The following is a 23394-nucleotide window of genomic DNA, read 5'->3' on the forward strand; positions in this document are numbered from 1 at the left end:
GGGGGCCTCTTCTCGTGTGAGCTACTGGCGGGCCGCGGCGGCGAGCGTGCGCATGCCGTTCTCCAGCTGCGCGACCGTGGCCTCCGGCACCTCGTACCCGCAGACCTTCAACCAGTTGGCGAGCATCCGGTGGCCGCCATCGGTGAGCACCGACTCGGGGTGGAACTGCACACCCTCGACCGGGAGCTCCCTGTGCCGCATGGCCATGACGATGCCGGTCTCGGTCTTGCCGGTGACCTCGAACTCGGCGGGGATCGTCTCCGGCAGCACCGTCAGCGAGTGGTAGCGGGTGGCGATGAACGGCTTCGGCACCCCGTTCAGCACGCCGGCGCCCTCGTGGAAGACGATGCTCGTCTTGCCGTGGAGGAGTTCCGGCGCGCGGTCGACGGTGCCGCCCCACACCACGCCGATGGCCTGGTGGCCGAGGCAGACGCCGAAGACCGGCTTGCCGGTGTCGGCGCACTTCTTGATGACGTCGATGCTCGACCCGGCGCGCTCGGGTGTGCCCGGACCGGGGCTCACCAGCACGCCGTCGACGCGGTCGATCTCGGTGAGGTCCACCTCGTCGTTGCGCCGCACGACGCACTCGGCGCCGAGCTGGGCGAGGTACTGGACGAGGTTGTAGACGAAGCTGTCGTAGTTGTCGACCACGAGCACGCGCATGAAGAGAGCCTAGTCGGTCCCGTCGAGTGAGTTAGCTCTCGTCTTCATTGAGGTAAGGCTTCCCTAAAATAGGTGTCATGAGTCGTCCCTTGCGCGTCGCTGTGATCGGCGCGGGTCCGGCCGGTGTGTACGCGGCCGACATCCTCACCAAGTCCGACGTCGACGTGCAGATCGACCTCTTCGAGAAGCTCCCCGCGCCGTACGGCCTGGTCCGCTACGGCGTCGCGCCGGACCACCCGCGCATCAAGGGCATCGTGACCGCGCTGCAGAAGGTGCTGGACAAGCCGTCCGTGCGCTTCTTCGGCAACGTCGAGTACGGCGTCGACCTCAAGCTCGACGACCTGCGCCAGTTCTACGACGCCGTCATCTTCTCCACCGGCGCCTCCGCCGACCGCGAGCTCGACATCCCCGGCATCGACCTGCCCGGCAGCTTCGGCGCCGCCGACTTCGTGTCCTGGTACGACGGCCACCCGGACGTCCCCCGCACCTGGCCGCTGACCGCGACCGAGGTCGCCGTGCTGGGCGTCGGCAACGTGGCGCTCGACGTCGCCCGCATCCTCGCGAAGACCGCCGACGAGCTGCTCGTCACCGAGATCCCCGCCAACGTGCACGCGGGCCTCGCCGCCTCCCCCGTCACCGACGTGCACGTGTTCGGCCGCCGCGGCCCGGCCCAGGCGAAGTTCACGCCGCTGGAGCTGCGCGAGCTCGACCACTCGCCGAACGTCGAGGTGATCGTGCACGCGGAGGGCATCGAGTTCGACGAGGCCTCGATGCGCGCGATCCGCACCAACAAGCAGGTCGAGATGATCGTGAAGACCCTGCAGGAGTGGGCGATCCGCGACGTCGGCAACCGCCCCCGCCGGCTGCACCTGCACTTCCTCGAAGCACCGGTCGAGGTGCTGGGCACCGACGGCGTCACCGGCCTGCGCACCGAGACGCAGGAGCTGACCGGCGACGGCGGCGTCCGCGGCACCGGCCGGTTCACCGACTGGGATGTGCAGGCCGTGTACCGCGCGGTCGGCTACCTCTCCACGCACCTCGCCGACCTCCCGTTCGACCACGTCTCCGGCACGGTCCCGCACCTCGCGGGCCGCGTGCTCGACCTCGACGAGGTGCCGATGCCCGGCACGTACGTCACCGGCTGGGTCAAGCGCGGTCCGATCGGCCTGATCGGCCACACCAAGGGCGACGCGCTGGAGACCATCACGAGCCTGCTGGAGGACGCCGAGTCGCTCCCCCGCGCCACCTCCCCCTCGCCGGACGCCGTCGTGCAGTTCCTGGAGCAGCGCGCCGTCCCGTTCGTCACGAACGAGGGCTGGCGCAAGCTCGACGCGCACGAGATCGCGCTGGGTGCCGAGCAGGGCCGCGAGCGCGTGAAGGTCGTGCCGCGCGAGGAGATGACCGCCATCTCGAACGGCTGAGCCCGTTCTCCAATGAAGCCGCCACCACGCTTGACGTGGTGGCGGTTTCAGCTTTTCCGGTCGCGCCGATGCGGACCCCGGGTGCGTGAACACCGATCTCGGTCGCCCGCCGGATGACGGGAAGACCGACGGCGTTCGCGCCGAGATGCGCACGCTGGCGGCCGACGTCGCGCGTGCGGTGGACGAGATCCTGGGGACAAGACCGTGAACGACGACCTGCGCAAGCGTTTGGCATTCTTCAACGCCGAGCTGACCGACGGCCGGCTCGACAGCAGGGACACCGTGGGGTTCGCCTGCGACCTGCTGCTCGCGGGTCTGGACACCCCGGCGGTGCGGGAGCTGGCCGGTGAGTCACCGGTCCAGCAGCGCATGAGCGAGACCTACGACCTGACCCGGCAGATGCTCGTCGAGCTGGGCGTCGAGCCGATGACCTCGGAGCAGGCCGAGTGGTTCCTCGGCCGGGACGCCGCGCGGAAGGTCCTCGCCGGCGAGCCCCGTGCGGAGTGGAAGGACCGCACGTTCCACATCACGTTCCAGTTCTCGCGCGAGGACGACGACGTCTACTGGGCGTTGGGGCAGTACGACACGGACCCGGAGCCGTTCCGCGCCTACGTCCGCGAGTACCTGCGCCTCGCGGAGGTGCACCTCACTGGGTGGTGACGTTGTTGAACGGCAGCAGCGGTTCGGCCCACGGGAACACGACGAACATCAGCAGCGCCACGATGCCGAGGACGAGCACGACCGCCTCGGCGACGCGCAGGAACAGCGGGCCCGGCAGGTGCCGCCAGATCCAGCCGTACATCAGGCCTCCGTCATCTCGGGCGGCACGAAGCCGTCGGCGACCGGGTAGCTCTTGGTCTCGATGGCGTGCACGATCAGCCGTTGCTTGTCGGAGAACCGCGGGTGGCAGGTGGTCAGGGTGAGCAGGCGGGCCTGCTGCTCCGGCGGCACCGCCGCGTTCGGCTGGTGGGGAACCGGGGCGATGACCTCGCCCTGGCTCGGCACCACGATCTCCTGGCCGACGGTCTTGGCGTAGGCCTCGCCCAGCGTCGTGGACAGCGGGGCGATGCCGGTGCAGGCGGCTTCCTCGGCCTTCGGGTTGTTCGCCCAGCCAGCGACCTCGTTCTTCATCGGCAGGACCCGGTAGACGAACCACTGGGTCTGGGTCTGCACGACGATCGCGTTGCAGGACTCCAGCAGGTCGAGGTCGTTGAACGGCGCGCCCTTGCCGACGCGGTGCCCCGCGATGGAGAAGTTGCCGGGCTGGCCGGGCTGCGCGGTGTCCTTGTAGTGGCCGGGGCCGATCTCGAGGTGCTTGTCGGTGGTGCCCTCGACGACGGAGAACTTCCAGTCGTTGCCGAAGACGGGGATGTACATCTTCGCGAAGGCCTTGCCCTCGATGAGGTTCAGCTGCGACTGGCGGTTCGGGTCGGCCGGGGGCGGCGTGACGGTGTTCGAGTTCCACTCGGAGTCGAGCGCCGCGGTGACCTCGTCCTGCTTCTGCGCGGAGAACAGGTCGGTCACGTAGACCTCGTAGACGACGAACAGCAGCACGACGAGGCCCATCGTGATGAGCACCTCGCCGAAGCCGCGGACGGCCTTGCGGCGGAAGCTCTCCGGCGGGAGCGCGTCCTTCTCGTCCTCGTCGTAGTAATCGTCGTCGTCGTAGTACTCGTCGTCGTAGTCGTCCTCGACCGGCTCGATGATCTCCGTCGGCGGGTCGACCGGGCGTGGACGGGGGCGCTGCGGTGCTCCTCGGGGCGGACCCTGGGGTGCGCCGGGGGGCGGGCCGGGCCGCCAGCCGTTCTGCGGGCCGGGTGCCTGCGGGCCGGGCGCCGCGCCGCGGGGCACGCCTCCCGGTGGGGTCGGCTGCGGGCCCTGCGGCGGGCCGGGGTGGCGCGGCGGAGCGGTGGGCGGGGGCAGGCTGCCGGAGAAGGCACTGGTGAACTGCGTGGCGTCCGCGGGCGGCAGCGGCTGCGGTGAAGGTGCCGAGCGCACGTGCCGCAGGTCGTCACGACGGGGTGCAGGACGCCGTGGAGGCGGCTGCTGCGGTCCCGAGTTCACCTGAGAACCTCCGCGCGGACTGTGAACGGATTACAACTGCGTCTGCCAGGTGGTTCGCTCACCACCTCGGCTACGTTAACGTGTCTGCTGAGTAGTGCACGTAAACTCGCGCACTCAGAGACATCCACGTCAGGCGAGGACAGCATGCCCAAGTCCAAGGTCCGGAAGAAGGCGGTCTACACCGCACCCACTGACCGCCGTACGCCGGTCAAGGTCAAGGCAGCGGGGCCGTCCCACCCGGTCTACGTCGTCATCATGCTCGGCTTCATGCTGCTGGGCCTCGCGTGGCTCGTCGTGAACTACATCGCGGCCGAGAAGATCCCGTTCATGCTCGAGCTGGGCGCGTGGAACTTCGCCATCGGCTTCGCGCTGATGATCATCGGTCTGCTGATGACGATGCGCTGGCGGTAAGTCCGCCCCCTGTCACGACTGGTCATCGACGGCCCGGACGTTCACTCGTCCGGGCCGATGTTCGTCCATGCCACGTTCACCTGGTTCACGTGGGCGTCACCGAAGCACATGGTTGTAAGTCATCCCCATTGGGGACAACCCCTGTGGACAACTTTGCGCGAAATTGCACAAGCGCCTCTTCCGCACTTCAGTTGTCCACATTTCATGCGGGACACTCGACGCTGTGACTCGCTCCTGGTCCACTCCCGCGCCGCTCGTCGCCGCCGCCTGGGTGTCCGCCGCCCTGCTCGCGTTCGCCACGGTCATCACCACCGAGAACGCCGGCCGTCTCCTCGTCGGGCTGGCAACGCTGCTGGTCAGCTACCTCGCCGCATTCGCCTCCCTCGCCCGCCCGCGGCTGAGCGCGGACGCAAACGGCATCGCGGTGCGCGGGTTCGCGAGCACCACGCACCTGGCGTGGCACGAGGTGAAGGTCAAGCTGCAGCACACGCGCAGGCTCGGCCGGGAACAGCAGGCGTTGGAGCTCGACGCCGACGACCGTCTCGTGGTGCTCACGAAACTGGACCTCGGCGCCGACCCGGAAGAAGTGGCGAGCGTGCTGCACGCACTGCGCCCGTGACTCAGATCCCGATGAGAGTCCTGAGCTCGCTCGCCCGCAACGCGAACATGCCCGCCAGCAACACGACCGCGGCCGTCACGGCCCCGAGCTGGTAGAGGTTCCGGTTCTCGCGCGGTGCCTTGACCATCGCGAGCGTCAGCAGGCCGCCGATCACGAACCCGCCGAGGTGGGCGAGCAGTGAGGCGTTGGTGAAGAGGTTCGACACGAGGTTGATCACCACGATCACCACGACCGTCGAGATGTCGCGCTTCTTGCGCCGCCACACGACGATCAGCGCGCCCATGATGCCGAACACCGCACCGGACGCACCGGCGAGCAGGCCACCGGCCGCACCGAAGTAGAACGCCGCCGCGTTGCCGCCCAGCAGTGCCAGGAAGTAGACGAGGGTGAACCGCAGCCGGCCCAGCTCGGGCTCGACGCTCGACCCGGCGATGTAGAGCACCGCCATGTTGAGCACCAGGTGCCAGAGGCCGATGTGCATGAACCCCGAGGTCAGGATTCGCCACCACTCGCCGTTGGCGACGAGGACGGGCTGGAGCGCGGACTCCAGGAAGATCGCGGAACGCTGGTTCAGCAGCGGGTTGCCCGCCTGCACCGCGGTGACGACGAACGCGAGCGCGTTCAGCACGATCAGCACGGGCGTGACGACCAGGCGTCCGTCGGTCTGCTCGGCCCCCACCAGGGTCTGCGAGCGCCGGCCCGACCTGCGGCCCTCGTTGACGCAGTCGACGCACTGGCTGCCGACGGCGGCCTCGCGCAGGCAGTCCGGGCACGCCGGACGGTCGCACCTCGTGCAGCGCAGCCGGGTGGGCCGATCGGCATGACGTGCGCAGACCGGCATCTCCGGCTGCGCTCCGATCGGCCCGTCCGGTGGGACCAGAGCGTCGCTCACGCGCGTTCGATCGTGACCCGCTCGATCTTGATGTCGTTGACCGGGCGGTCGTTCACGCCGGTCGCCGTGCCACCGATGGCGTCGACGACGTTGCGCGACTCCTGGTCGGCGACCTCACCGAAGATCGTGTGCTTGAAGTTCAGCCACGTCGTGGGCGCCACCGTGATGAAGAACTGGGAGCCGTTGGTGTTGGGCCCCGCGTTCGCCATCGCCAGCAGGTACGGGCGGTTGAACTGCAGGTCGGAGGTGAACTCGTCGGCGAAGCGGTAGCCGGGGCCACCGCGGCCGGTGCCGGTCGGGTCACCGGTCTGGAGCATGAAGCCCGCGATGACGCGGTGGAACAGGGTGCCGTCGTAGAACGGACCCGACTTCGTGCCGCTCGCGTTCGCTTCGGTGTACTCCTTCGAGCCCTCGGCGAGCCCGACGAAGTTCGCCACCGTCTTGGGGGCGTGGTCGGGGAACAGGGTGAGCCGGATGTCGCCCTGCGTGGTGTGCAGGGTCGCCGTCACCTTGGTCCCGACGAAGGATTCATTGCTGTCAGCCACCACCCCATCGTGCCATCACGGGCGGAGATGTTCAGAAACGGGCACGATGGGTACCTCTATTGACATCACCGGACGACAACGTGTGGAGCAGAGGATGGACGAGGTGGACGTCATGACCCGCGCCGGCGAATCGGTTGGCAAGGCTGTCGGCACCGGTCTGAAGGCCGCGCGTGAGGGTGTCGTTCGCGCTGGTCACGTCGCAGAGGTCAAGCTCGCCGAGCGTGGCATCACGACCGACCAGGTCCGCGGCGCACTCGTCGACCGCGCCGACCAGCTCATGGGCAAGGCGGAGGACTGGGAGAAGCAGACCCGCAAGTCCCGCAAGCGCCTCGCCAAGAAGAGCGCTCAGACGCGTGCCGACCTCATGACCAAGGCCGAGGTCGTGCGCAAGGAGGTGCGGAAGGCGGCCAAGCACGCCAGGAAGGACGCCAAGGTCCGCGCCAAGGAGCTCCGCAAGGCTGCGGCGAACCTCGGTGCCGAGGCCCCGAAGCGCCGCCGGTGGCCGTGGGTGCTGGGCCTGCTCATCGCGGCCGCGGCAGCCGGCTACGTCGCACTGACGCGGCGCCCCGAGGAGGTCCACCTGCACGAGGAGGAGCAGGCCCCGCACGCGGAGCCCGTCCTCAACGGCCAGGTCCCGACCCAGAAGGAACCCGTCAAGTAGCTACAACCCGAGGTTCTTGATCGCTTCTTCCGCGATCCGACGAGCCTTGATCGACTGCTTCTGGTTGGTAGTGACCACGACAGCGGCGTCGCTCTTCGCCACGGCGTAGACGACGCCGCTGTTGCTGCTCACGTACCCCCCGGTCCACCCGGTGGGTGAGTTGGCGGGCTGTGAACCGTCCGGCGCCGCCTCGTTCACGATCTTCTTGGCGACCCCTTGGTCGCCCGCGTACACGCGCACGGTCAACTGGACCTCAGTCGCGTTGGCGTAGAAAAAACACGCCGGGTGCGGTTCGTCCGTTGACAGTTTCACTTTCGGCACCCGCTGCCCGTTCGCCTCGGCCACGAACGTCGTCGGCAGGTAGGGGCACGCGCCGTCCTTCACGGGCTGTGGCGCGGGGGGCACTGCCGGTGCTGCGCTGGTCGTGGTCACGACCGGTGGAACGGACGTGGCGGGCACCGGCACGTTCTGGGCGACCTGGGACCCGCACGCGGCGAGGACGCCGAGCAGGGGCAGCAGCAGTGCTCGTTTCATAGGGGCAACAGTCAACCAGATACCGATGGCGCCTCTACCGGCACACTCTAAATTGGTCCATACCTTTTGTGCCCTGTTACCCGCCCCTCGCCTCGGAAGGACCCGAGACCATGGAGTTCCTGGAGCAACGACGAGAGCACGCCCTGGGGCTGTTCCGCATCGTGATCGGACTGTTCTTCGTCATGCACGGCGTGCAGAAGGTGATGAAGGGAACCGAGCTGCTGTCCTGGCCGGCCGGCCCCATGAGCCTGATCGAGCTGATCGGCGGCGGTCTCATCGTCATCGGCCTGTGGACCCGCTGGGCAGCGCTGCTCAGCTCGGGCGCCATGGCCTACGCCTACTTCATCGTGCACCAGCCGAAGGGCCTGCTCCCGATCCAGAACGGCGGCGAGCTCGCCGCGGTCTACTCGTGGGCGTTCCTCCTGCTGGCCTGCACCGGTGCCGGCGCCTGGTCGATCGACAAGCTCCGCCAGTCCTCGAAGCAGCGCACCCTGGCATCCGCCTGACACACCCTTCACCACCCTTTCGAAGCCCTGTTCGCAACGCCGCGAACAGGGCTTCCGCCTTGCACCCCCGCGAACGGGCCACCGAAGGCGAGCCTGGTGAGTCCTGGCGAAGGAACCGCGGAGAGACCGCGGAGGCGAGTCCGACCGGGTTCTCGGCGAAGGGCTGAGGGCGGTGCGCGGCTGAGGGTCCGGCGCGAACAACGCGACGAGTCCGACGGAAGCCAAGGGCAAGTCCGGCCGGGAATCTGGCGACGCCCAACGCGGGTCTGGCCGGGAAATCCGGCCTGGGCTCGGCCTGGGGGTCCTGGGAGGCCGAAGGCCAGCCGGGCCGGGGGTCCGGGGGCGGAGCCGCCCGGCTGGGGTCTGGGGGCTCGGCCCCCAGAAAACACTCGGAACGTAAAAGGCTCGCGCTCTTTGCGAGCACGAGCCGGTGATACGTGGAGACGAGGGGAATCGAACCCCTAACCCCCGCCTTGCAAAGGCGGTGCTCTGCCAATTGAGCTACGTCCCCGAGACCTTGGGGGCGACGCGGCAGGCCGCCCGCGAGATCGAAGCTCAGTCGGTGGGGGCAGTCGCCTCGCGCCACAGGTCCGCGTCGGCCTTGGCGGAACGGCTGCGCTTCACGAAGAACAGGACCGCACCGGCGACCACGACGAGCGCGATGAGCTTCTTAGCCACTCTGAACCCCTCCAACAAGACTGTGATGGCCCCGACGTACCGCACAGCCTACAGGCTTCGCAGATGTCCAGCCGGGGCTCTGGAACTCGAAATCCAGACAGAAACGATGATGATTCGAGAGAAGTTCGAATCGAGTGGGCCTAGGAGGACTTGAACCTCCGACCTCTTCATTATCAGTGAAGCGCTCTAACCGCCTGAGCTATAGGCCCTCGATCAACTGTCACCCTCTCGGGGCGACGAGGAAGACCTTACAGGATCGTCCTCGCCGCTCCCAAATCGGGGGTCACTCTCGCTCGGAGAGCGTCAACTCCAAGCCACCGGCCAGATCCGCGGACACGTTGTAGACGAACGCGCCGACGGTCGCGAGGGCGGTGAACAGCACGATGTTGACCGCGCCGATGATCGCCGAGACGCCGAAGACGCGACCGGCGCTGATCAGCGGTTCCCCCGGCTCGTTGGCCTGGAGGAGGTCGTTCGCGGTGCTGTTGATCTTGTCCCAGACGCCCATGCCGTGCAGCACGCCGTAGAGCACGCCGACGGCCACGAGCCAGACGAAGAACAGCGCAACGCCGAGCACCAGGGCCAGCTTGAGCACCGACCACGGGTCGACGCGCTTGATCTGGAGCGAGGCGCGGCGCGGGCCGCGGCCGGGACGGCGGGCCGACGGGGTGGACGCGGCGGGGCGTGCGCCGCCCGTGCCGAGGTTCACCGACGTGCGGCTGCTGCCCAGGCCGACCGGGACGGCCGAGCCCCCGACCACGGGCTTCTGCACCTTCACGGTGTCCGGGTCGGTGTCGGGGAACGCCGGGGCGGGCTCCGACGCCGACGGCACGGGCGGTGCGGTCGGGGCCACGTAGGCGTCCTGCTGGGTGCCCTCCGTGTCGTTCGTCACGCGCTGCCAGGGCGGCGGCGTGGTGACGGCCGGCTCCTCCGCCGGTGCGGCGGGTTCGGCGGCCGGCGCCGCCACCGCGGCCGTCTTCTCCTCGGCCGGAACGGCCTTGGCCGTGTCGGCGGAGACCGGCTTCGTCTTGTCCTGGGCCGAGGTGTCCTGCCCGTTCCCACCCGAGGAACCGGAGGCCGCGGGCGCGGTCTTCCCGGCGTCGTCGGCCGACTTCGCCGCGGATTGCGGCGTCGGCTTGGTGATCACCGCGGTCTTGTCCGCGTCCCGGCCTTCGCGGTTCTCGGGTGGAGTCACGAGCTTGTCCTTGGCCTCTCGCTGATGCCCGACTACTCAGCCGAGTCGGTCGGGGTTTCTGCCTGGTCGGCGGCAGAGCCCTCCGCGGCAGACGTCTCACCGTTAACGACGTCGCTGGGCTCATCCGCGTTGCGTGCGACCGCGATCAAAGTGGTGCTTTCGCCGAGGTTCATCAGCCGCACGCCCTTCGTCTGCCGGCCTGCCTTGCGCACCTGCTCGGCGCGGGTCCGGATGACCCCGCCGCTCGAGGTGATGGCGTAGAGCTCGTCGTCGACGTCGACGATGAGCGCTCCGACCAGCCTGCCACGTCGGCGGTCGTGCTGAATGGTCAGCACACCCTTGCCGCCCCGACCCTGGACCGGGTAGTCCTCGATCGGAGTTCGCTTCGAGTACCCACCGTCCGTCGCGACCAAAACGAAGAGACCCTCCTGGACGACACCGACGGAAAGCAGCTCGTCGTCGGCGTTGAACCGCATGCCCTGCACGCCCGAGGTGGCGCGGCCCATGGGGCGCAGCACGTCGTCGGTCGCGTGGAAGCGGATCGACTGGCCGTCCGCGGACACCATGAGCAGGTCGTCATCAGCCGAGCACAGCACGGCTCCGACCAACTCGTCGTCCTCGCGCAGGTTGATGCCGATTAGTCCACCCGATCGGTTGGAATCGAAGTCGGACAACTTGGACTTCTTGACCAAACCCTTGCGCGTCGCGAGCACGAGGTACGGCGACACGTCGTAGTTCTTGATCTGGATGACCTGCGCGATCTCCTCCTCCGGCTGGAACGCGAGGAGGTTCGCGACGTGCTGGCCGCGGGCGTTGCGGTTGGCCTCGGGCAGCTCGTACGCCTTCGCGCGGTACACCCGGCCCTTGTTCGTGAAGAACAGGATCCAGTCGTGGGTGGAGCACACGAAGAAGTGGGCGACGATGTCGTCCTGCTTGAGCTGCGCGCCCTGCACGCCCTTGCCGCCGCGCTTCTGCGCCCGGTAGAGGTCGGTCTTGGTGCGCTTCGCGTAGCCGGTGCGGGTGATCGTGACGACCACGTCCTCGACCGCGATCAGGTCCTCCATGGACACGTCGCCGTCGAACGGGATGATCTTCGTGCGGCGGTCGTCGCCGAACTTGTCCACGATCGCGATGAGCTCGTCGCGGACGATCTTGCGCTGCCGCTCGGGCTTCTCGAGGATGTCGGCGAGGTCCGCGATCTCCAGCTCGATCTCGGCCAGCTGGTCGATGATCTTCTGGCGTTCGAGGGCGGCCAGGCGGCGGAGCTGCATCTCCAGGATCGCGTTGGCCTGGATCTCGTCGACCTCGAGGAGGTCCATCAGGCCCGTGCGCGCGATGTCCGGGGTCTCGGACCGGCGGATCAACGCGATGACGGCGTCGAGCTGGTCGAGCGCCTTCACCAGTCCGCGCAGGATGTGGGCGCGCTCTTCGGCCTTGCGCAGGCGGAACCTGGTCCGCCGCTGGATGACCTCGATCTGGTGCTTCACGTAGTGGCGGATCATCTGGTCGATCCGCAGCGTGCGCGGCACGCCGTCGACCAGCGCCAGCATGTTGACGCCGAACGAGTACTGCAGCTGGGTGTGCTTGTAGAGGTTGTTCAGCACGACCTTGGCCACCGCGTCGCGCTTGAGCGTGATCACGATGCGCATGCCGATGCGGCGGTTCGACTCGTCGGCGATGTTCGCGATGCCGGTGAGCTTGCCGTCGCGCACCAGGGCGGCGATGTTCTCGACCAGGTTGTCCGGGTTGACCTGGTACGGCAGCTCGGTGACGACCAGGATCGTGCGGCCCTTGGCGTCCTCGTCCATCTCGACGACGGCGCGCATGCGGACCGAGCCGCGGCCGGTGCGGTAGGCGTCCTCGATGCCGGAGGTGCCGAGGATCTGGCCGTACGTCGGGAAGTCGGGGCCCTTGATCCGGGCGATCATCGCTTCGAGGGTCTCCTCGTCGGAGGCCTCGTGGTTGTCGAGCGCCCACACGACGCCCTCCGCGACCTCGCGGAGGTTGTGCGGCGGGATGTTGGTCGCCATGCCGACCGCGATGCCGGAGCTGCCGTTGATCAGCAGGTTCGGGATGCGCGACGGCAGGACCGTCGGCTCCTGGATGCGGCCGTCGTAGTTGTCGCGGAAGTCGACGGTCTCTTCCTCGATGTCGGCCAGCATGTGCATGGCCAACGGGGAGAGCCGGCACTCCGTGTACCGCATGGCGGCGGCGGGGTCGTTGCCCGGCGAGCCGAAGTTGCCCTGGCCCTGGATCAGCGGGTAGCGCAGCGCCCACGGCTGCGCGAGGCGCACCAGCGCGTCGTAGATCGCCGAGTCGCCGTGCGGGTGGTAGTTGCCCATCACGTCGCCGACGACGCGGGCGCACTTGTTGAAGCCGCGGTCGGGACGGAAGCCGGAGTCGAACATCGAGTACAGAACGCGGACGTGCACGGGCTTCAACCCGTCACGCACGTCCGGCAGCGCACGACCCACGATGACGGACATCGCGTAGTTGATGTACGAGTTCTGCATCTCCTGCTGGATCTCGACCGGCTCGATGCGGTCGTGGTCCGGCGGCAGAGTCGTCTCGGTCACTGTTCTCTTTCCTTCTCGCCAGAAACGCCAGGACGCCTAGGTGCGCAAGCCGGACTCAGATGTCCAGGAACTTGATGCTCTTGGCGTTGCGGGTGATGAACGAACGGCGTGCCTCGACGTCCTCGCCCATGAGCACGCTGAACAGCTCGTCGGCGGTGGCCGCGTCGTCCATGGTGACCTGCCGCAGGATCCGGTTCGCCGGGTCCATCGTGGTCTCCCACAGCTCCTCGGCGTTCATCTCGCCGAGACCCTTGTACCGCTGGATGTTGTCGTCCTTGCCCAGGCGCTTGCCGCCCTCGAGGCCCGCCTTGATCACGGCGTCGCGCTCGCGGTCGGAGTAGACGTACTCCGGCTCCGCGCGCTGCCACTTGATCTTGTAGAGCGGCGGCTGCGCGAGGTAGACGTGGTTGTGCTCGATGAGCGGCTGCATGAAGCGGAACAGCAGCGTGAGCAGCAGCGTGCGGATGTGCTGGCCGTCGACGTCGGCGTCGGCCATCAGCACGATCTTGTGGTAGCGCAGCTTCGACAGGTCGAACTCGTCGTGGATGCCGGTGCCCAGTGCCGTGATCAGCGACTGGACCTCGGTGTTCTTGAGGACGCGGTCGATGCGGGCCTTCTCGACGTTGATGATCTTGCCGCGGATCGGCAGGATCGCCTGGTACATCGAGTCGCGCCCCTCCTTGGCCGAGCCGCCTGCCGAGTCGCCCTCGACGATGTAGAGCTCGCAGCGCTCCGGCTCGGTCGAGCGGCAGTCCTTGAGCTTGCCGGGCAGGCCGCCGATGTCGAGCGCGCCCTTGCGGCGGACCAGCTCGCGGGCCTTGCGGGCGGCGATGCGGGCCTGCGCCGACGACACCGACTTGGTGACGATCGCCCTGGCCTCGTTGGGGTGGCGCTCGAACCAGTCGGCCAGGTGCTCGTTCGTCGACTTCTGCACGAACGACTTGGCCTCGCTGTTGCCCAGCTTGGTCTTCGTCTGGCCCTCGAACTGGGGCTCCTTCAACTTCACCGAGATGATCGCGGCGAGACCCTCGCGGATGTCGTCGCCGGTGAGGTTGGTGTCCTTCTCCTTGAGCAGCTTCTTCTCGCGCGCGTACTCGTTGACGACGCGCGTCAGCGCGGCGCGGAAGCCCTCCTCGTGCGTGCCGCCCTCGTGCGTGTTGATCGTGTTCGCGAAGGTGTAGACCGAGGCCGTGTAGCCGGTGTTCCACTGCATCGCGACCTCGACCTGCAGGTCCTCGCCCTGCGCCTCGAAGCCGATCACCTTCTGGTGCACGGCCTCGCGCGTGTGGTTGATGTGGCGGACGAAGTCCTCCAGACCACCCGGGTAGTGGTAGACGCGTTCCTTCACCGCGGCCTGGTGGCCCTCGGCGTCGGCCTCCTCGTCCTCCTCCGAGACCCGCTCGTCGCGCAGCACGATGGTGATCCCCTTGTTGAGGAACGCCATCTCCTGCAGCCGGCGTGCGATCGTCTCGACGTTGTACTCGGTGGTCTCGAAGATGTTCGGGTCCGCCCAGAACGTGACGGTCGTGCCCGTCTCGTCGGTCGGCTCGCCCTGGCGCAGGTCGTGCGCGGGCTTCGAGTTCTCGTAGCGCTGGCTCCAGACGTAGCCCTGGCGCTTGATCTCGACCTCGACGGCCGTGGACAGCGCGTTCACCACGGAGATGCCGACGCCGTGCAGACCGCCGGAGACCGCGTAGGAGTCGCTGTCGAACTTGCCGCCCGCGTGCAGCACGGTGAGCACGACCTCGACGGTCGGCTTGCCCTCGACCGGGTGCACGTCGACGGGGATGCCGCGGCCGTCGTCGATGACCCGGACGCCGCCGTTGGCGAGCAGGGTGACGTCGACCGTCGTCGCGAAGCCGGCCATCGCCTCGTCGACCGAGTTGTCCACAACCTCTTGGACGAGGTGGTGCAGACCGCGCTCACCGGTCGAGCCGATGTACATGCCCGGCCTCTTGCGCACTGCCTCAAGACCCTCGAGGACGGTGATCGAGGACGCGTCGTACTCATTCTTCTTAGCTGACACGGGCCTGGAGTCTCCTCGCTGATGCGGGCGGGGCCCGCACTGTGTTCCCCGACTTCCCGGGTTGTGGTGACGCTCTCCCCTGATTCTACCGGGGCACACCGACAGAACGGGGTCAAGGACACCTTTGATTCGGTCACAGACGCCCTCAAGCGCGCGTGGATGGGTGCGGACGGCCGAAAAGGGGGTTCAAATCCCCAGGTGAACGCTCATTGAGCCACAGAACGGCCGCTGAGCCCTTGACAGCGGCTCACCCGTAGGTGTCACGCGGGCCGCGGCCGGGAACGTGCCTGGGCCCGTGACGCCAGTTGGGTGCGTCGGGGCCTTTGATCCTGAGCCGGGTCACGACACCGTTGCCGACCCCGGCCGCGATCCTCTTCAGCAGGTCGCGCTGGAGCAGGCGCAGCTGGGTGGCCCACGCCGTGGACGACGCCTGGACCGTCAGCTCACCATCACTGAGAGTGATCGGTTGCGCGTGCTCGGCGAGCTCCTCCCCCACCAGCTTCGCCCACCGCCCGAACACCTGGCCGCCCTGCAGCTGCTCGACCCAGCCGCGGTCCGCGGCGATCCGCGACGCGATGCGGCCGATCGCCTGGGGGTCGCGGTCGTCCGGTCCCGGCCCCGACCAGCGCCGACGGCTGCGGTTGACCGGTCGGCCCTTCGCCTTGCTGCCGGGCGTGCGGCCGCGGGCCTTCGCACTGGCCTTCGCGGCCTCCAGCGCCGCCCGCGCGAGGTCCGAACCGCGCAGCTGCTCACCCTCAGGTGTGAATGAACCTGTGGACAAGTCCCGATTTGTGACGGAGTTATCCACACCATCCACAGACTTGTCCCCAGATGTGTGGGCGGACACACCCGATCGAGCTACATCTTGGGGGTCCGTACCCCCGGAGTCAGGCCTTCGCTCAGACACGCCGCACCTCCCCGCCGTGCACCTCGAACCGGGCGCCGCTGAGCTCGTCCGGCACGTCCTCCGCCACCGCGGCGGTGATCAGCACCTGCTCCGCGGCGGCCGCGACCTTCGCGAGCTGCCGGCGCCGGCCGCGGTCGAGCTCCGCGAACACATCGTCCAGCACGAGCACCGGTTCGATGCCGTCGACACGCATGAGCTCGTACCCGCCGAGCCGCAGCGCGAGCGCGAACGACCACGACTCTCCGTGACTGGCGTAGCCCTTCGCGGGGAGCTCGCCCAGCGTCAGCTCGAGGTCGTCGCGGTGCGGGCCGACCAGGCACACCCCCCGTTCGATCTCCTGCCTGCGCACCCGGTCCAGCTCGGCGAGCAGCAGGTCCTCGATGCTCTCCCGGTCCTCCGGCAGGTCGCCGACGCTCGACCGGTAGGAGATGAGCGCCGGTCGCGACTCCGGCGCCACCTCCGCGTAGGCCGTGGTCACGTGGTCCGCCATGTCGCGGACCAGCTTCAACCGCGCGGCCAGCAGCTCGGCGCCGTGCTTGGCCAGGTGCCCGTCCCAGACGTCGAGCGTCGACAGGTCGGCCGACCTGCTGTGCTTCACCGTCTTCAACAACGCGCTGCGCTGCTTCAGCACCCGGTCGTAGTCGCTGCGCACGCCCGCGAACCTCGGCGAGCGCAGCACCAGCACCTCGTCGAGGAACCGCCGCCGGTCCCCCGGATCGCCGCGCACGAGGGAGAGGTCCTCCGGCGCGAACAGCACGGTCCGCAGGATGCCGAGCACGTCACGCGGACGCGGGACCGGCCCGCGGTTGATCCTGGCCCGGTTCGCCTTGCCCGCCGTGATCTCGATCTCGACGAGCAGCTCGCGGTCGTCGTTGACCACGGCCGTCCGCACGACGGCGCGCTGGGCGCCGTGCCGGATCAGGGGTGCGTCCGTGGCGACGCGGTGCGAGCCCAGCGTCGCCACGTACCCGAGCGCCTCGACCAGGTTCGTCTTGCCCTGGCCGTTGCGCCCGACGAGCACCGACACACCGGGCTCGAAGGCCAGGTCGGCCCGCTCCCACGAGCGGAAGTCGCTGACCTGGAGGTGTCTGACGTGCACCCGTTAGCCCTGGGTGCTGCCCGAACCGGACGACGGACCGGCGAGGTGCACCGAGTGACCGCCGAACTGGTTGCGCAGAGCGGCGACGGCGCGCATGGCCGGCGAGTCCTCCTGGCGGGAGGTGAACCGGGCGAAGAGCGCGGCGGAGATCACCGGCAGTGGCACCGCGTTGTTGATGCCCTCCTCGACGGTCCACCGGCCCTCACCGGAGTCCTCGACGTACCCGCGCAGGTCGTCGAGCTCCGGGTCGGACTCGAGCGCGCGCACCAGCAGGTCGAGCAGCCACGAGCGCACGACCGTGCCGCGCTGCCACGCCGTGATGACGCCGGGCACGTTGTCGACGACATCGGTCTTGTCGAGCAGTTCGAAGCCCTCGGCGTACGCCTGCATCAGGCCGTACTCGATGCCGTTGTGCACCATCTTCGAGTAGTGGCCGGCACCGACCTTGCCCGCGTGCGCGAAGCCCTCCTCGCGCGGACCCTCGGGGCGGAGCGCGTCGAAGATCGGCTGCGCCTGCTCGACGTGCTCGGCGGCACCGCCGACCATGAGCGCGTAGCCGTTCTCCAGGCCCCACACGCCGCCGGACACACCGCAGTCGAGGTAGCCGATGCTCTTCTCCGCGAGCAGTTCGGCGTGGACCTGGTCGTCGGTGAACTTCGAGTTGCCGCCGTCGATGACCAGGTCACCCGGCTCCAGCAGCTCCTTGAGCTCCTTGACCGTGTTCCTGGTGATCTCGCCGGCCGGCACCATCACCCACACCGTGCGCGGTGCTTCGAGCTTGGACACCATGTCCGCCAGCGACTCCGAGTCGCTGACCTCCGGGTTGCGGTCGTAGCCGATCACCTCGTGACCGGCACGGCGCACCCGCTCGCGCATGTTGAAACCCATCTTGCCGAGGCCGACGAGTCCGAGCTGCACGGTGTTCTCCCCTAACGTTTCTGGTACCCGGTAAGGGTTTTCTCAGCCGGGAAGGCGGACGGGCATCAGCAGGTACAGGTAGCCCGGCGCCACGTTCCCATCCTCGTCCACCGGCTTCAGCAACGCCGGTCGGCTGGGTGTGGTGAAGGACAAGTGGACCTTCTGCGTGCGGACGGCACCGAGGCCGTCGAGCAGGTAGCCCGGGTTGAACGCGATCGTGACCGGCTCGCCGGCGTACTCGACCGGCAGCTCCTCCTCGGCCGACCCCTCGTCGTCGCCACCGGCGGACAGGCGCAGGCCGCCGTCCACGAACTCGAGGCGGACCTGGGTGCCGCGCTCGGCGACCAGCGACACGCGCTTGATCGCCTGCTGCAGGGCGTCGATGTCGATGATCGCCGCGGCCGAGTGCTCGGAGGGCAGCAGCTGGCGGTACTTCGGGAAGTCGGCGTCGAGCAGGCGGGTCGTCGTGCGCTTGCCGGAACCGGACAGGCCGAGCAGCCCGTCGTTGGCCGCGAGCGACATCTCGACCTTGCTGCCGCCGGAGCCGAGCGTCTTGGCAGCGTCGCCGAGGGTGCGGGCGGGGACCAGGACGGCGACCTCGCCGAGGGACGCGTCGGGCTCCCACGGGAACTCGCGCATCGCCAGGCGGAACCGGTCGGTCGCCACGAGGGTCAGCTTGCCCTCGCCGATCTCGACCCGGACGCCGGTGAGCATCGGGAGCGTGTCGTCCTTGCCGGCCGCGACGGCGACCTGGCTGACCGCCTCGCCGAAGACCTCGCCGGGGAGCTCACCGATCAGCTGCGGCATGGACGGCAGCGCGGGGTAGTCCTCGACCGGCATCGTCGGGAGGCTGAACCGGGCACTGCCACAGCTGATCGTCATGCGAGCACCGTCGACCGCGATCTCGACGGGGTGGTTCGGGAGCGCCTTGGTGATGTCGGCGAGCAGACGGCCGGAGACGAGGGCGCGGCCACCGTCGGCGATCGTGGCGGGGACACCGACCTGGGCGGAGACCTCGTAGTCGAACCCGGAGACGGTCAGCGAGTCTTCCGATTCCGCGTCGAGCAGCACGCCGCCCAGCACGGGAACGGGCGGACGGGACGGGAGGCTGCGTGCGACCCAGGCGACGGCGTCGGCCAGGCCGTCGCGCTCGACGCGGATCTTCATGAGGCGTCCTTTCCTCGACAGTCGACAAGCCCGACCACGACAACGTGCCAGTGGGGGTGGGGGAGCCTCGTCCCGGCCTGAGTGTCCTCGATGGCCGAGGGCGGAGCACCACGGTAGAGCGTCCTGGCCCTCCGCGTCACTTCGGGGTTCGGGCACCGATCCCCGGGAGCCGTCCACGCTGTTTTGCTTTTGAAGAACTTCTCTTGAAGAGATCAACAGCAGTAACAGTAGGGGCTGTGGATTGTGTGGACATCCCTTGAACGCCCAGGTCAAGACACCTCACCCCATGTGGACTACAGGGGGATGGCACCCGGGGACAAACCGGCGCACCCGGGGACAGCCAGTTGTACACAGGTCTCGATCCACAGATCGTCCACAGTTGTCCCCGGGTGCGTCCCCGGGTGCGGGGCAGTTGTACCCGGGTGTTCAACAGGCTTTCGTGGCCGGATCGTGGCCCGGGTCTCACACTTTTCCAGTTGTCCCCACCCCTTCGAGTGCGCGGGCAGACGATGTTGCCCGCTCCGCACCCGGTTGGACCTCCTCCACGCCTCCTCCACCCGGGCCCGGCCGCCCCTCTCCACCCGGGTCGCGCGGCGCTCCCCCGTCCCCTCCCCGGGTGTGCGGGGACCCCGCGGCCGCTCCCGCCCGGGTGAGAGCTCACCGCGTGGCGCGGACGCGGCGCGAAGAAAAAGGGGTCCCTCCGCGGTGGAGGAACCCCTTGGCGTCTTACCCAGGTGGGATCAGGGAGCGTGGCGGGCGCGCTGCTTGATCCGGGAGGTGAGCTCCTGGACCTGGTCGTAGATGCGCCGGCGCTCTGCCATCTCCTTGCGGATCTTCTTGTCCGCGTGCATGACGGTCGTGTGGTCGCGGCCGCCGAACGTCTGACCGATCTTGGGCAGCGACAGGTCGGTCAGCTCGCGGCACAGGTACATGGAGATCTGCCGTGCCTGCGCGAGCGCCTTCGTCTTGCCGGGACCGCACAGGTCGTCGATCGAGACGCCGAAGAACTCGGCGGTGACCGCCATGATCGTCGGGGCGGTGATCTCCGGCGCGTGCGAGTCCGGGATGAGGTCGCGCAGCACGATCTCGGCGAGCTGGATGTCGACCGGCTGGCGGTTGAGCGACGCGAACGCCGTGACGCGGATGAGCGCGCCTTCGAGCTCGCGGATGTTCCGCTCCACGCGGGAGGCGATGAACTCCAGCACGTCGGCCGGGGCCGCGAGCCGGTCCTGGGCCGCCTTCTTGCGCAGGATCGCGATCCGGGTCTCCAGCTCGGGCGGCTGGATGTCCGTGATCAGGCCCCACTCGAACCGCGTGCGCAGGCGGTCCTCCAGCGTCTCCAGCCGCTTGGGCGGCCGGTCGCTCGACACCACGATCTGCTTGTTCGTGTTGTGGAGCGTGTTGAACGTGTGGAAGAACTCCTCCTGCGTGCCTTCCTTGCCCTCCAGGAACTGGATGTCGTCCACGAGGAGGACGTCGATGTCCCGGTAGCGGCGCTGGAAGGCGACCTTGCGGTCGTCGCGCAGCGAGTTGATGAAGTCGTTGGTGAACTCCTCGGTCGACACGTACCGCACGCGCATGCCGGGGAACAGGCGCTGGGCGTAGTGCCCGACGGCGTGCAGCAGGTGTGTCTTGCCGAGGCCGCTCTCACCCCAGATGAAGAGCGGGTTGTAGGCGCGGGCCGGTGCTTCGGCCACCGCGACCGCGGCGGCGTGGGCGAACCGGTTCGAGGCGCCGATGACGAACGTGTCGAAGTTGTACTTCTCGTTCAGCCGGGTCTGCGACGGCGACGGGTTCGCGGGCCGGGTGTACGGCATGTTCCCGTTGGGCGGTGCGGCCGTGGCCGAGCTCGCGGAGTTGAACGTCGGCCAGATCTCGGTGACGGCGGCGAGCGCGTCGCCGGCTTCGTCGACCTCGTCCGAGTCGCTGCCCTCCGCAGGCTCCGCACCCTCGTCCACGGGGCCGGGCGTGTCGCCGGTGACGACGACCGGAGGGACCGGCGCGACCGGAACGGGCTGCCCCACCTGCGCCGCCTGGACGGCGTGGACCGAGATCGGCGCGGTCGGCGGGCTGACCGGTTCCGGGGAGTCGACCTTCACCGCCAGCGAGACGGAACGGCCGAGCCTGCGGGACAGCGCGTCGGTGATCGGGTCGCGCAGCGCGCGTTCGATCGCCTCTTTCGCGAAGTCGCTCGGTGCGGCGAGCAGGGCGGTCCCGTCCAGCAGACCGATCGGACGGGTGACCCTCATCCACGCGCGCTGCTGAGGGGACAGGTGGCTCGCGGCCAGCTCCTGCACCACCTCGGCCCACACGTGACCAAGGTCGACCTGCTGGTTCGACACCCCGCGCTCCCCTCCCCTCCACCGGAGTCCGTGACTCCACATGTGGACACGGAGAATAGAGGTATCCACAGAGTTATCCACAACTGTGCACTAAAAGGTGCGTTGTGTAGCCGGTGCTGGCGGCTCCCACACCGGCCCGGCACGCGCGAGGGAAGAACGGTAACAAGGGTGCGGGCGCCCGACAAGACGTGGCTTGGCCCACCCCGATTTGGTCGCGGCACCCGGGGGTGCGTACCCTCAGATGAGTCTCCCGCTTGCGACGGGCGCCTTTCGCGCGCCTACGTCTACTGCCGTCGGGGACGACCACAGAGGCTTTGTCAGCAGTGAAGCACCGGGAGAACCGACCGTGAGCAAGGGTAAGCGCACCTTCCAGCCCAACAACCGCCGCCGCGCGAAGACGCACGGCTTCCGGCTGCGCATGCGGACCCGCGCCGGCCGCGCCATTCTGGCCGCGCGCCGCAGCAAGGGCCGTGCCACGCTGTCTGCCTGACAGCTGGTAAGCGCAGCGTCGTCGTGCTTCCAGCGGCCGCCCGGCTCACCCGCAGCCAGGACTTCGGCCTGGTGGTTCGCCGAGGCCGCCGCGCTGGACGGCCCCGGTTGGTCGTCCACGCCTTGACGCCAGACGTGCCCACCTTGGATTCGTCCAAGGTGGGCTTCGTCGTGAGCAAGGCCGTCGGCAACTCCGTCGTTCGCCACCGCGTCTACCGCCGCCTGCGGCACGTGGTGCGCGAACACCTCTCCGGCATGCCCGCCGGAACTCTCGTCGTGGTGCGTGCGTTGCCCTCTGCAGCGGTGGCGTCGAGCGCCGACCTGGCCGCCGACTTCTCCTCCGCTCTGCGGAAGGTGCTGCGATGACCACGTTGCCCGCGAAGGTCGCGCTGTTGCCGGTGCACTTCTACCGGCGTTTCATCTCGCCCCTGCTGCCGCCCACGTGCCGCTTCTACCCGAGCTGCAGTGCGTACGCGGTGGAGGCGTTGACCGTCCACGGGGCGTTCCGCGGAACCTGGCTGACCATCCGCCGGTTGCTGCGCTGCGGACCCTGGCACCCTGGAGGCCTGGACCCGGTACCGCCGAGGCGGCAGGTCCCCGATGTATCCACCGAGGAGTAGCTCGTGCTCAACTTCATCTACTACCCGGTGTCCTTCATCTTGTGGTGTTGGCACTGGGTGTTCGGCAAGGTGTTCGGTGAGTCGAGCGGCTTCGCCTGGGCGCTGTCCGTCATCTTCCTGGTCTTCACCCTGCGCGCCATCCTGTTCAAGCCGTTCGTCGGCCAGGTGCGCTCCATGCGGCGGATGCAGGAGTTCGCCCCGGAGATGCAGAAGATCAAGAAGAAGTACCCGAACGACCGCCAGCGCCAGGCGCAGGAGATGCAGAAGCTGCAGTCCGAGCACGGCGTGAACCCGCTCGGCGGCTGCCTGCCGATGCTGGTGCAGATCCCGGTGTTCATCGGTCTGTTCCACGTGCTGCGGTCGTTCAAGCCCGGCTGGGGCGAGGTCTACTTCTTCGACAAGCAGGGCGTCGACTCGTTCGTCAACGCCAAGCTCTTCGGCACCAACCTGTCGACGTTCATCACGATGCCGGCCGACCAGCTCGCGCAGTTCGGCACCGAGCGCCTGAACGTCATCCTCGTGTCCGTGCCGCTGATGATCGTGGCGTCCATCGCGACCCACTTCACGGCCCGCCACTCGGTCGCCCGCCAGAACCAGGCCGCGCTGGACAACCCGCAGACGGCCATCATGAACAAGCTGACCCTGTACTTGTTCCCGATCGGTGTCCTGGTCGGTGGCTTCTTCTTCCCCGTCGCGATCCTGCTGTACTGGCTCTCCAACAACGCGTGGACGCTCGGCCAGCAGTACGTCGTCTACCGCCGCATCGACGCGGAGGAAGAGGAGAAGAAGGCCACCGCGGTGACCACCCGCCAGGCCCTCGCTCCCAAGCCGGGCGTGAAGCCGGTCAACCCGAAGAAGCCCGCACCCGGCGTCAAGCCGGCCAACGGTGCGAAGCGCATGCCGACCGCGGGCCCCGGCGGCTCGCCGGCCGCGCAGAAGCCGGACTCCCCGGCCGACGTGAACGGCAACTCCAACACCGAGATTCCCGGCCTGACCCCAGGCCGATCCACCAGCAAGAAGCCGGGCAGCAAGAAGCGCCGCTGATTTCGGGCGTTCGCCCC

Annotated in this window: 25 protein-coding genes, 2 tRNA genes and 1 pseudogene; 11 read left to right on the forward strand and 17 right to left on the reverse strand. The window is 68.6% G+C overall.

What is annotated here, in order from left to right; genetic code table 11:
* Nucleotides 1-21 precede the first annotated feature (21 nt).
* Nucleotides 22-663, reverse strand: coding sequence for an aminodeoxychorismate/anthranilate synthase component II (locus ACZ7CH_RS00845; RefSeq protein ID WP_360397073.1), 642 nt, complete (start codon nucleotides 661-663; stop codon nucleotides 22-24).
* 104 nt (nucleotides 664-767) lie between these two features.
* Between ACZ7CH_RS00845 and ACZ7CH_RS00850 the strand changes: the two genes are divergently transcribed.
* From ACZ7CH_RS00850 to ACZ7CH_RS00860, 3 genes are all read left to right on the forward strand, one after another.
* Nucleotides 768-2084, forward strand: coding sequence for a ferredoxin--NADP reductase domain-containing protein (locus tag ACZ7CH_RS00850; protein WP_458434278.1), 1317 nt, complete (start codon nucleotides 768-770; stop codon nucleotides 2082-2084).
* A gap of 85 nt (nucleotides 2085-2169) precedes the next feature.
* Nucleotides 2170-2292, forward strand: coding sequence for a hypothetical protein (locus tag ACZ7CH_RS00855; protein WP_470372904.1), 123 nt, complete (start codon nucleotides 2170-2172; stop codon nucleotides 2290-2292).
* Nucleotides 2289-2744 (forward strand): hypothetical protein, encoded by a 456-nt coding sequence (locus ACZ7CH_RS00860; RefSeq protein ID WP_470372905.1) that lies wholly within the window; start codon nucleotides 2289-2291, stop codon nucleotides 2742-2744. Before ACZ7CH_RS00855 ends, ACZ7CH_RS00860 begins: the two co-directional genes overlap by 4 nt.
* Here the strand turns inward: ACZ7CH_RS00860 and ACZ7CH_RS00865 are convergent.
* Complete coding sequence (locus ACZ7CH_RS00865; protein WP_360397075.1) at nucleotides 2731-2886, reverse strand: hypothetical protein; 156 nt, start codon at nucleotides 2884-2886, stop codon at nucleotides 2731-2733. The two genes, ACZ7CH_RS00860 and ACZ7CH_RS00865, sit on opposite strands and share 14 nt — an antisense overlap.
* Entirely contained in the window at nucleotides 2886-4082 is a 1197-nt protein-coding gene (locus ACZ7CH_RS00870; protein ID WP_470372906.1) for a class E sortase, read from the reverse strand. The genes ACZ7CH_RS00865 and ACZ7CH_RS00870 overlap by 1 nt, the downstream gene beginning before the upstream one ends.
* Before the next feature lie 210 nt (nucleotides 4083-4292).
* On the opposite strand from ACZ7CH_RS00870, the gene crgA reads away from it, so the two are divergent.
* Together crgA and ACZ7CH_RS00880 are read left to right on the forward strand one after the other, a co-directional pair.
* Nucleotides 4293-4559 carry a cell division protein CrgA gene (gene crgA, locus ACZ7CH_RS00875; protein WP_065915483.1) on the forward strand — a complete coding sequence of 89 codons (267 nt, stop codon included), beginning with the start codon at nucleotides 4293-4295 and terminating at the stop codon, nucleotides 4557-4559.
* A gap of 223 nt (nucleotides 4560-4782) precedes the next feature.
* On the forward strand, nucleotides 4783-5178 hold the full coding sequence (locus ACZ7CH_RS00880) for a PH domain-containing protein (RefSeq protein ID WP_458429830.1): 396 nt from the start codon (nucleotides 4783-4785) through the stop codon (nucleotides 5176-5178).
* A 1-nt stretch (nucleotide 5179) separates the two neighbouring features.
* Here the strand turns inward: ACZ7CH_RS00880 and ACZ7CH_RS00885 are convergent, their stop codons facing one another.
* The gene (locus tag ACZ7CH_RS00885) at nucleotides 5180-6070 is read right to left on the reverse strand and encodes a rhomboid family intramembrane serine protease (protein WP_470369752.1); all 891 of its coding nucleotides are present in this window, start codon (nucleotides 6068-6070) and stop codon (nucleotides 5180-5182) included.
* Nucleotides 6067-6615, reverse strand: coding sequence for a peptidylprolyl isomerase (locus tag ACZ7CH_RS00890; RefSeq protein ID WP_360397079.1), 549 nt, complete (start codon nucleotides 6613-6615; stop codon nucleotides 6067-6069). Before ACZ7CH_RS00890 ends, ACZ7CH_RS00885 begins: the two co-directional genes overlap by 4 nt.
* A gap of 94 nt (nucleotides 6616-6709) precedes the next feature.
* Between ACZ7CH_RS00890 and ACZ7CH_RS00895 the strand changes: the two genes are divergently transcribed.
* Complete coding sequence (locus tag ACZ7CH_RS00895; RefSeq protein ID WP_360397080.1) at nucleotides 6710-7276, forward strand: hypothetical protein; 567 nt, start codon at nucleotides 6710-6712, stop codon at nucleotides 7274-7276.
* Here the strand turns inward: ACZ7CH_RS00895 and ACZ7CH_RS00900 are convergent, their stop codons facing one another.
* Nucleotides 7277-7810 carry a DUF2020 domain-containing protein gene (locus ACZ7CH_RS00900; RefSeq protein ID WP_470369753.1) on the reverse strand — a complete coding sequence of 178 codons (534 nt, stop codon included), beginning with the start codon at nucleotides 7808-7810 and terminating at the stop codon, nucleotides 7277-7279. It abuts the gene before it with no gap.
* Between the two features lie 110 nt (nucleotides 7811-7920).
* Here ACZ7CH_RS00900 and ACZ7CH_RS00905 point away from each other — a divergent pair, with 110 nt between their 5' ends.
* A complete protein-coding gene (locus tag ACZ7CH_RS00905) occupies nucleotides 7921-8316 on the forward strand; it encodes a DoxX family protein (RefSeq protein WP_360397082.1) in 396 nt (131 codons plus the stop codon).
* A gap of 438 nt (nucleotides 8317-8754) precedes the next feature.
* Here the strand turns inward: ACZ7CH_RS00905 and ACZ7CH_RS00910 are convergent.
* The 11 genes and pseudogenes from ACZ7CH_RS00910 to dnaA form a co-directional block, all read right to left on the reverse strand.
* A tRNA-Ala gene (locus tag ACZ7CH_RS00910) sits at nucleotides 8755-8827 on the reverse strand.
* A 47-nt stretch (nucleotides 8828-8874) separates the two neighbouring features.
* A pseudogene (locus ACZ7CH_RS00915) lies at nucleotides 8875-8994 on the reverse strand (DLW-39 family protein); the annotation flags it as partial.
* A 135-nt stretch (nucleotides 8995-9129) separates the two neighbouring features.
* Nucleotides 9130-9203 (reverse strand) — tRNA-Ile (locus ACZ7CH_RS00920).
* A gap of 74 nt (nucleotides 9204-9277) precedes the next feature.
* Nucleotides 9278-9961, reverse strand: a complete 684-nt coding sequence (locus tag ACZ7CH_RS00925; protein ID WP_360397112.1) for a DUF3566 domain-containing protein — start codon at nucleotides 9959-9961, stop codon at nucleotides 9278-9280.
* Between the two features lie 260 nt (nucleotides 9962-10221).
* A complete protein-coding gene (gene gyrA / locus ACZ7CH_RS00930; protein WP_470369754.1) occupies nucleotides 10222-12765 on the reverse strand; it encodes a DNA gyrase subunit A in 2544 nt (847 codons plus the stop codon).
* Nucleotides 12766-12820: 55 nt separating this feature from the next.
* Nucleotides 12821-14791, reverse strand: a complete 1971-nt coding sequence (gene gyrB / locus ACZ7CH_RS00935) for a DNA topoisomerase (ATP-hydrolyzing) subunit B (RefSeq protein WP_360397084.1) — start codon at nucleotides 14789-14791, stop codon at nucleotides 12821-12823.
* Nucleotides 14792-15038: 247 nt separating this feature from the next.
* Nucleotides 15039-15572, reverse strand: coding sequence for a DciA family protein (locus tag ACZ7CH_RS00940; RefSeq protein WP_360397085.1), 534 nt, complete (start codon nucleotides 15570-15572; stop codon nucleotides 15039-15041).
* A 118-nt stretch (nucleotides 15573-15690) separates the two neighbouring features.
* Entirely contained in the window at nucleotides 15691-16797 is a 1107-nt protein-coding gene (gene recF, locus ACZ7CH_RS00945; RefSeq protein ID WP_360397086.1) for a DNA replication/repair protein RecF, read from the reverse strand.
* Nucleotides 16798-16800: 3 nt separating this feature from the next.
* Nucleotides 16801-17715 (reverse strand): phosphogluconate dehydrogenase (NAD(+)-dependent, decarboxylating), encoded by a 915-nt coding sequence (gene gnd, locus ACZ7CH_RS00950; protein ID WP_470372907.1) that lies wholly within the window; start codon nucleotides 17713-17715, stop codon nucleotides 16801-16803.
* A 42-nt stretch (nucleotides 17716-17757) separates the two neighbouring features.
* Nucleotides 17758-18882: a DNA polymerase III subunit beta gene (gene dnaN / locus ACZ7CH_RS00955; RefSeq protein WP_470372908.1), complete on the reverse strand. Its 1125-nt coding sequence runs from the start codon at nucleotides 18880-18882 to the stop codon at nucleotides 17758-17760.
* A gap of 740 nt (nucleotides 18883-19622) precedes the next feature.
* Nucleotides 19623-21224 (reverse strand): chromosomal replication initiator protein DnaA, encoded by a 1602-nt coding sequence (dnaA, locus tag ACZ7CH_RS00960; RefSeq protein ID WP_360397089.1) that lies wholly within the window; start codon nucleotides 21222-21224, stop codon nucleotides 19623-19625.
* A gap of 346 nt (nucleotides 21225-21570) precedes the next feature.
* On the opposite strand from dnaA, the gene rpmH reads away from it, so the two are divergent.
* The 4 genes from rpmH to yidC are packed head-to-tail and all read left to right on the forward strand — an operon-like array spanning nucleotide 21571 to nucleotide 23377.
* Nucleotides 21571-21714, forward strand: coding sequence for a 50S ribosomal protein L34 (rpmH, locus tag ACZ7CH_RS00965; protein ID WP_030465619.1), 144 nt, complete (start codon nucleotides 21571-21573; stop codon nucleotides 21712-21714).
* 23 nt (nucleotides 21715-21737) lie between these two features.
* Entirely contained in the window at nucleotides 21738-22079 is a 342-nt protein-coding gene (rnpA, locus tag ACZ7CH_RS00970; protein WP_360397090.1) for a ribonuclease P protein component, read from the forward strand.
* Nucleotides 22076-22333 (forward strand): membrane protein insertion efficiency factor YidD, encoded by a 258-nt coding sequence (gene yidD, locus ACZ7CH_RS00975; protein ID WP_360397091.1) that lies wholly within the window; start codon nucleotides 22076-22078, stop codon nucleotides 22331-22333. Before rnpA ends, yidD begins: the two co-directional genes overlap by 4 nt.
* Nucleotides 22334-22336: 3 nt before the next feature.
* A complete protein-coding gene (yidC, locus tag ACZ7CH_RS00980) occupies nucleotides 22337-23377 on the forward strand; it encodes a membrane protein insertase YidC (RefSeq protein ID WP_360397092.1) in 1041 nt (346 codons plus the stop codon).
* The last annotated feature ends 17 nt before the right edge of the window (nucleotides 23378-23394 follow it).

Source organism: Lentzea sp. NPDC037011, from assembly GCF_055607425.1.

Coding starts and splice junctions, on each gene's coding strand:
- ACZ7CH_RS00845 (WP_360397073.1), bottom strand. CDS start 663: ATGCGCGTGCTCGTGGTCGACAACTACGACAGCTTCGTCTACAACCTC.
- ACZ7CH_RS00865 (WP_360397075.1), bottom strand. CDS start 2,886: ATGTACGGCTGGATCTGGCGGCACCTGCCGGGCCCGCTGTTCCTGCGC.
- crgA (WP_065915483.1), top strand. CDS start 4,293: ATGCCCAAGTCCAAGGTCCGGAAGAAGGCGGTCTACACCGCACCCACT.
- ACZ7CH_RS00895 (WP_360397080.1), top strand. CDS start 6,710: ATGGACGAGGTGGACGTCATGACCCGCGCCGGCGAATCGGTTGGCAAG.
- ACZ7CH_RS00900 (WP_470369753.1), bottom strand. CDS start 7,810: ATGAAACGAGCACTGCTGCTGCCCCTGCTCGGCGTCCTCGCCGCGTGC.
- ACZ7CH_RS00905 (WP_360397082.1), top strand. CDS start 7,921: ATGGAGTTCCTGGAGCAACGACGAGAGCACGCCCTGGGGCTGTTCCGC.
- dnaN (WP_470372908.1), bottom strand. CDS start 18,882: ATGAAGATCCGCGTCGAGCGCGACGGCCTGGCCGACGCCGTCGCCTGG.
- yidD (WP_360397091.1), top strand. CDS start 22,076: ATGACCACGTTGCCCGCGAAGGTCGCGCTGTTGCCGGTGCACTTCTAC.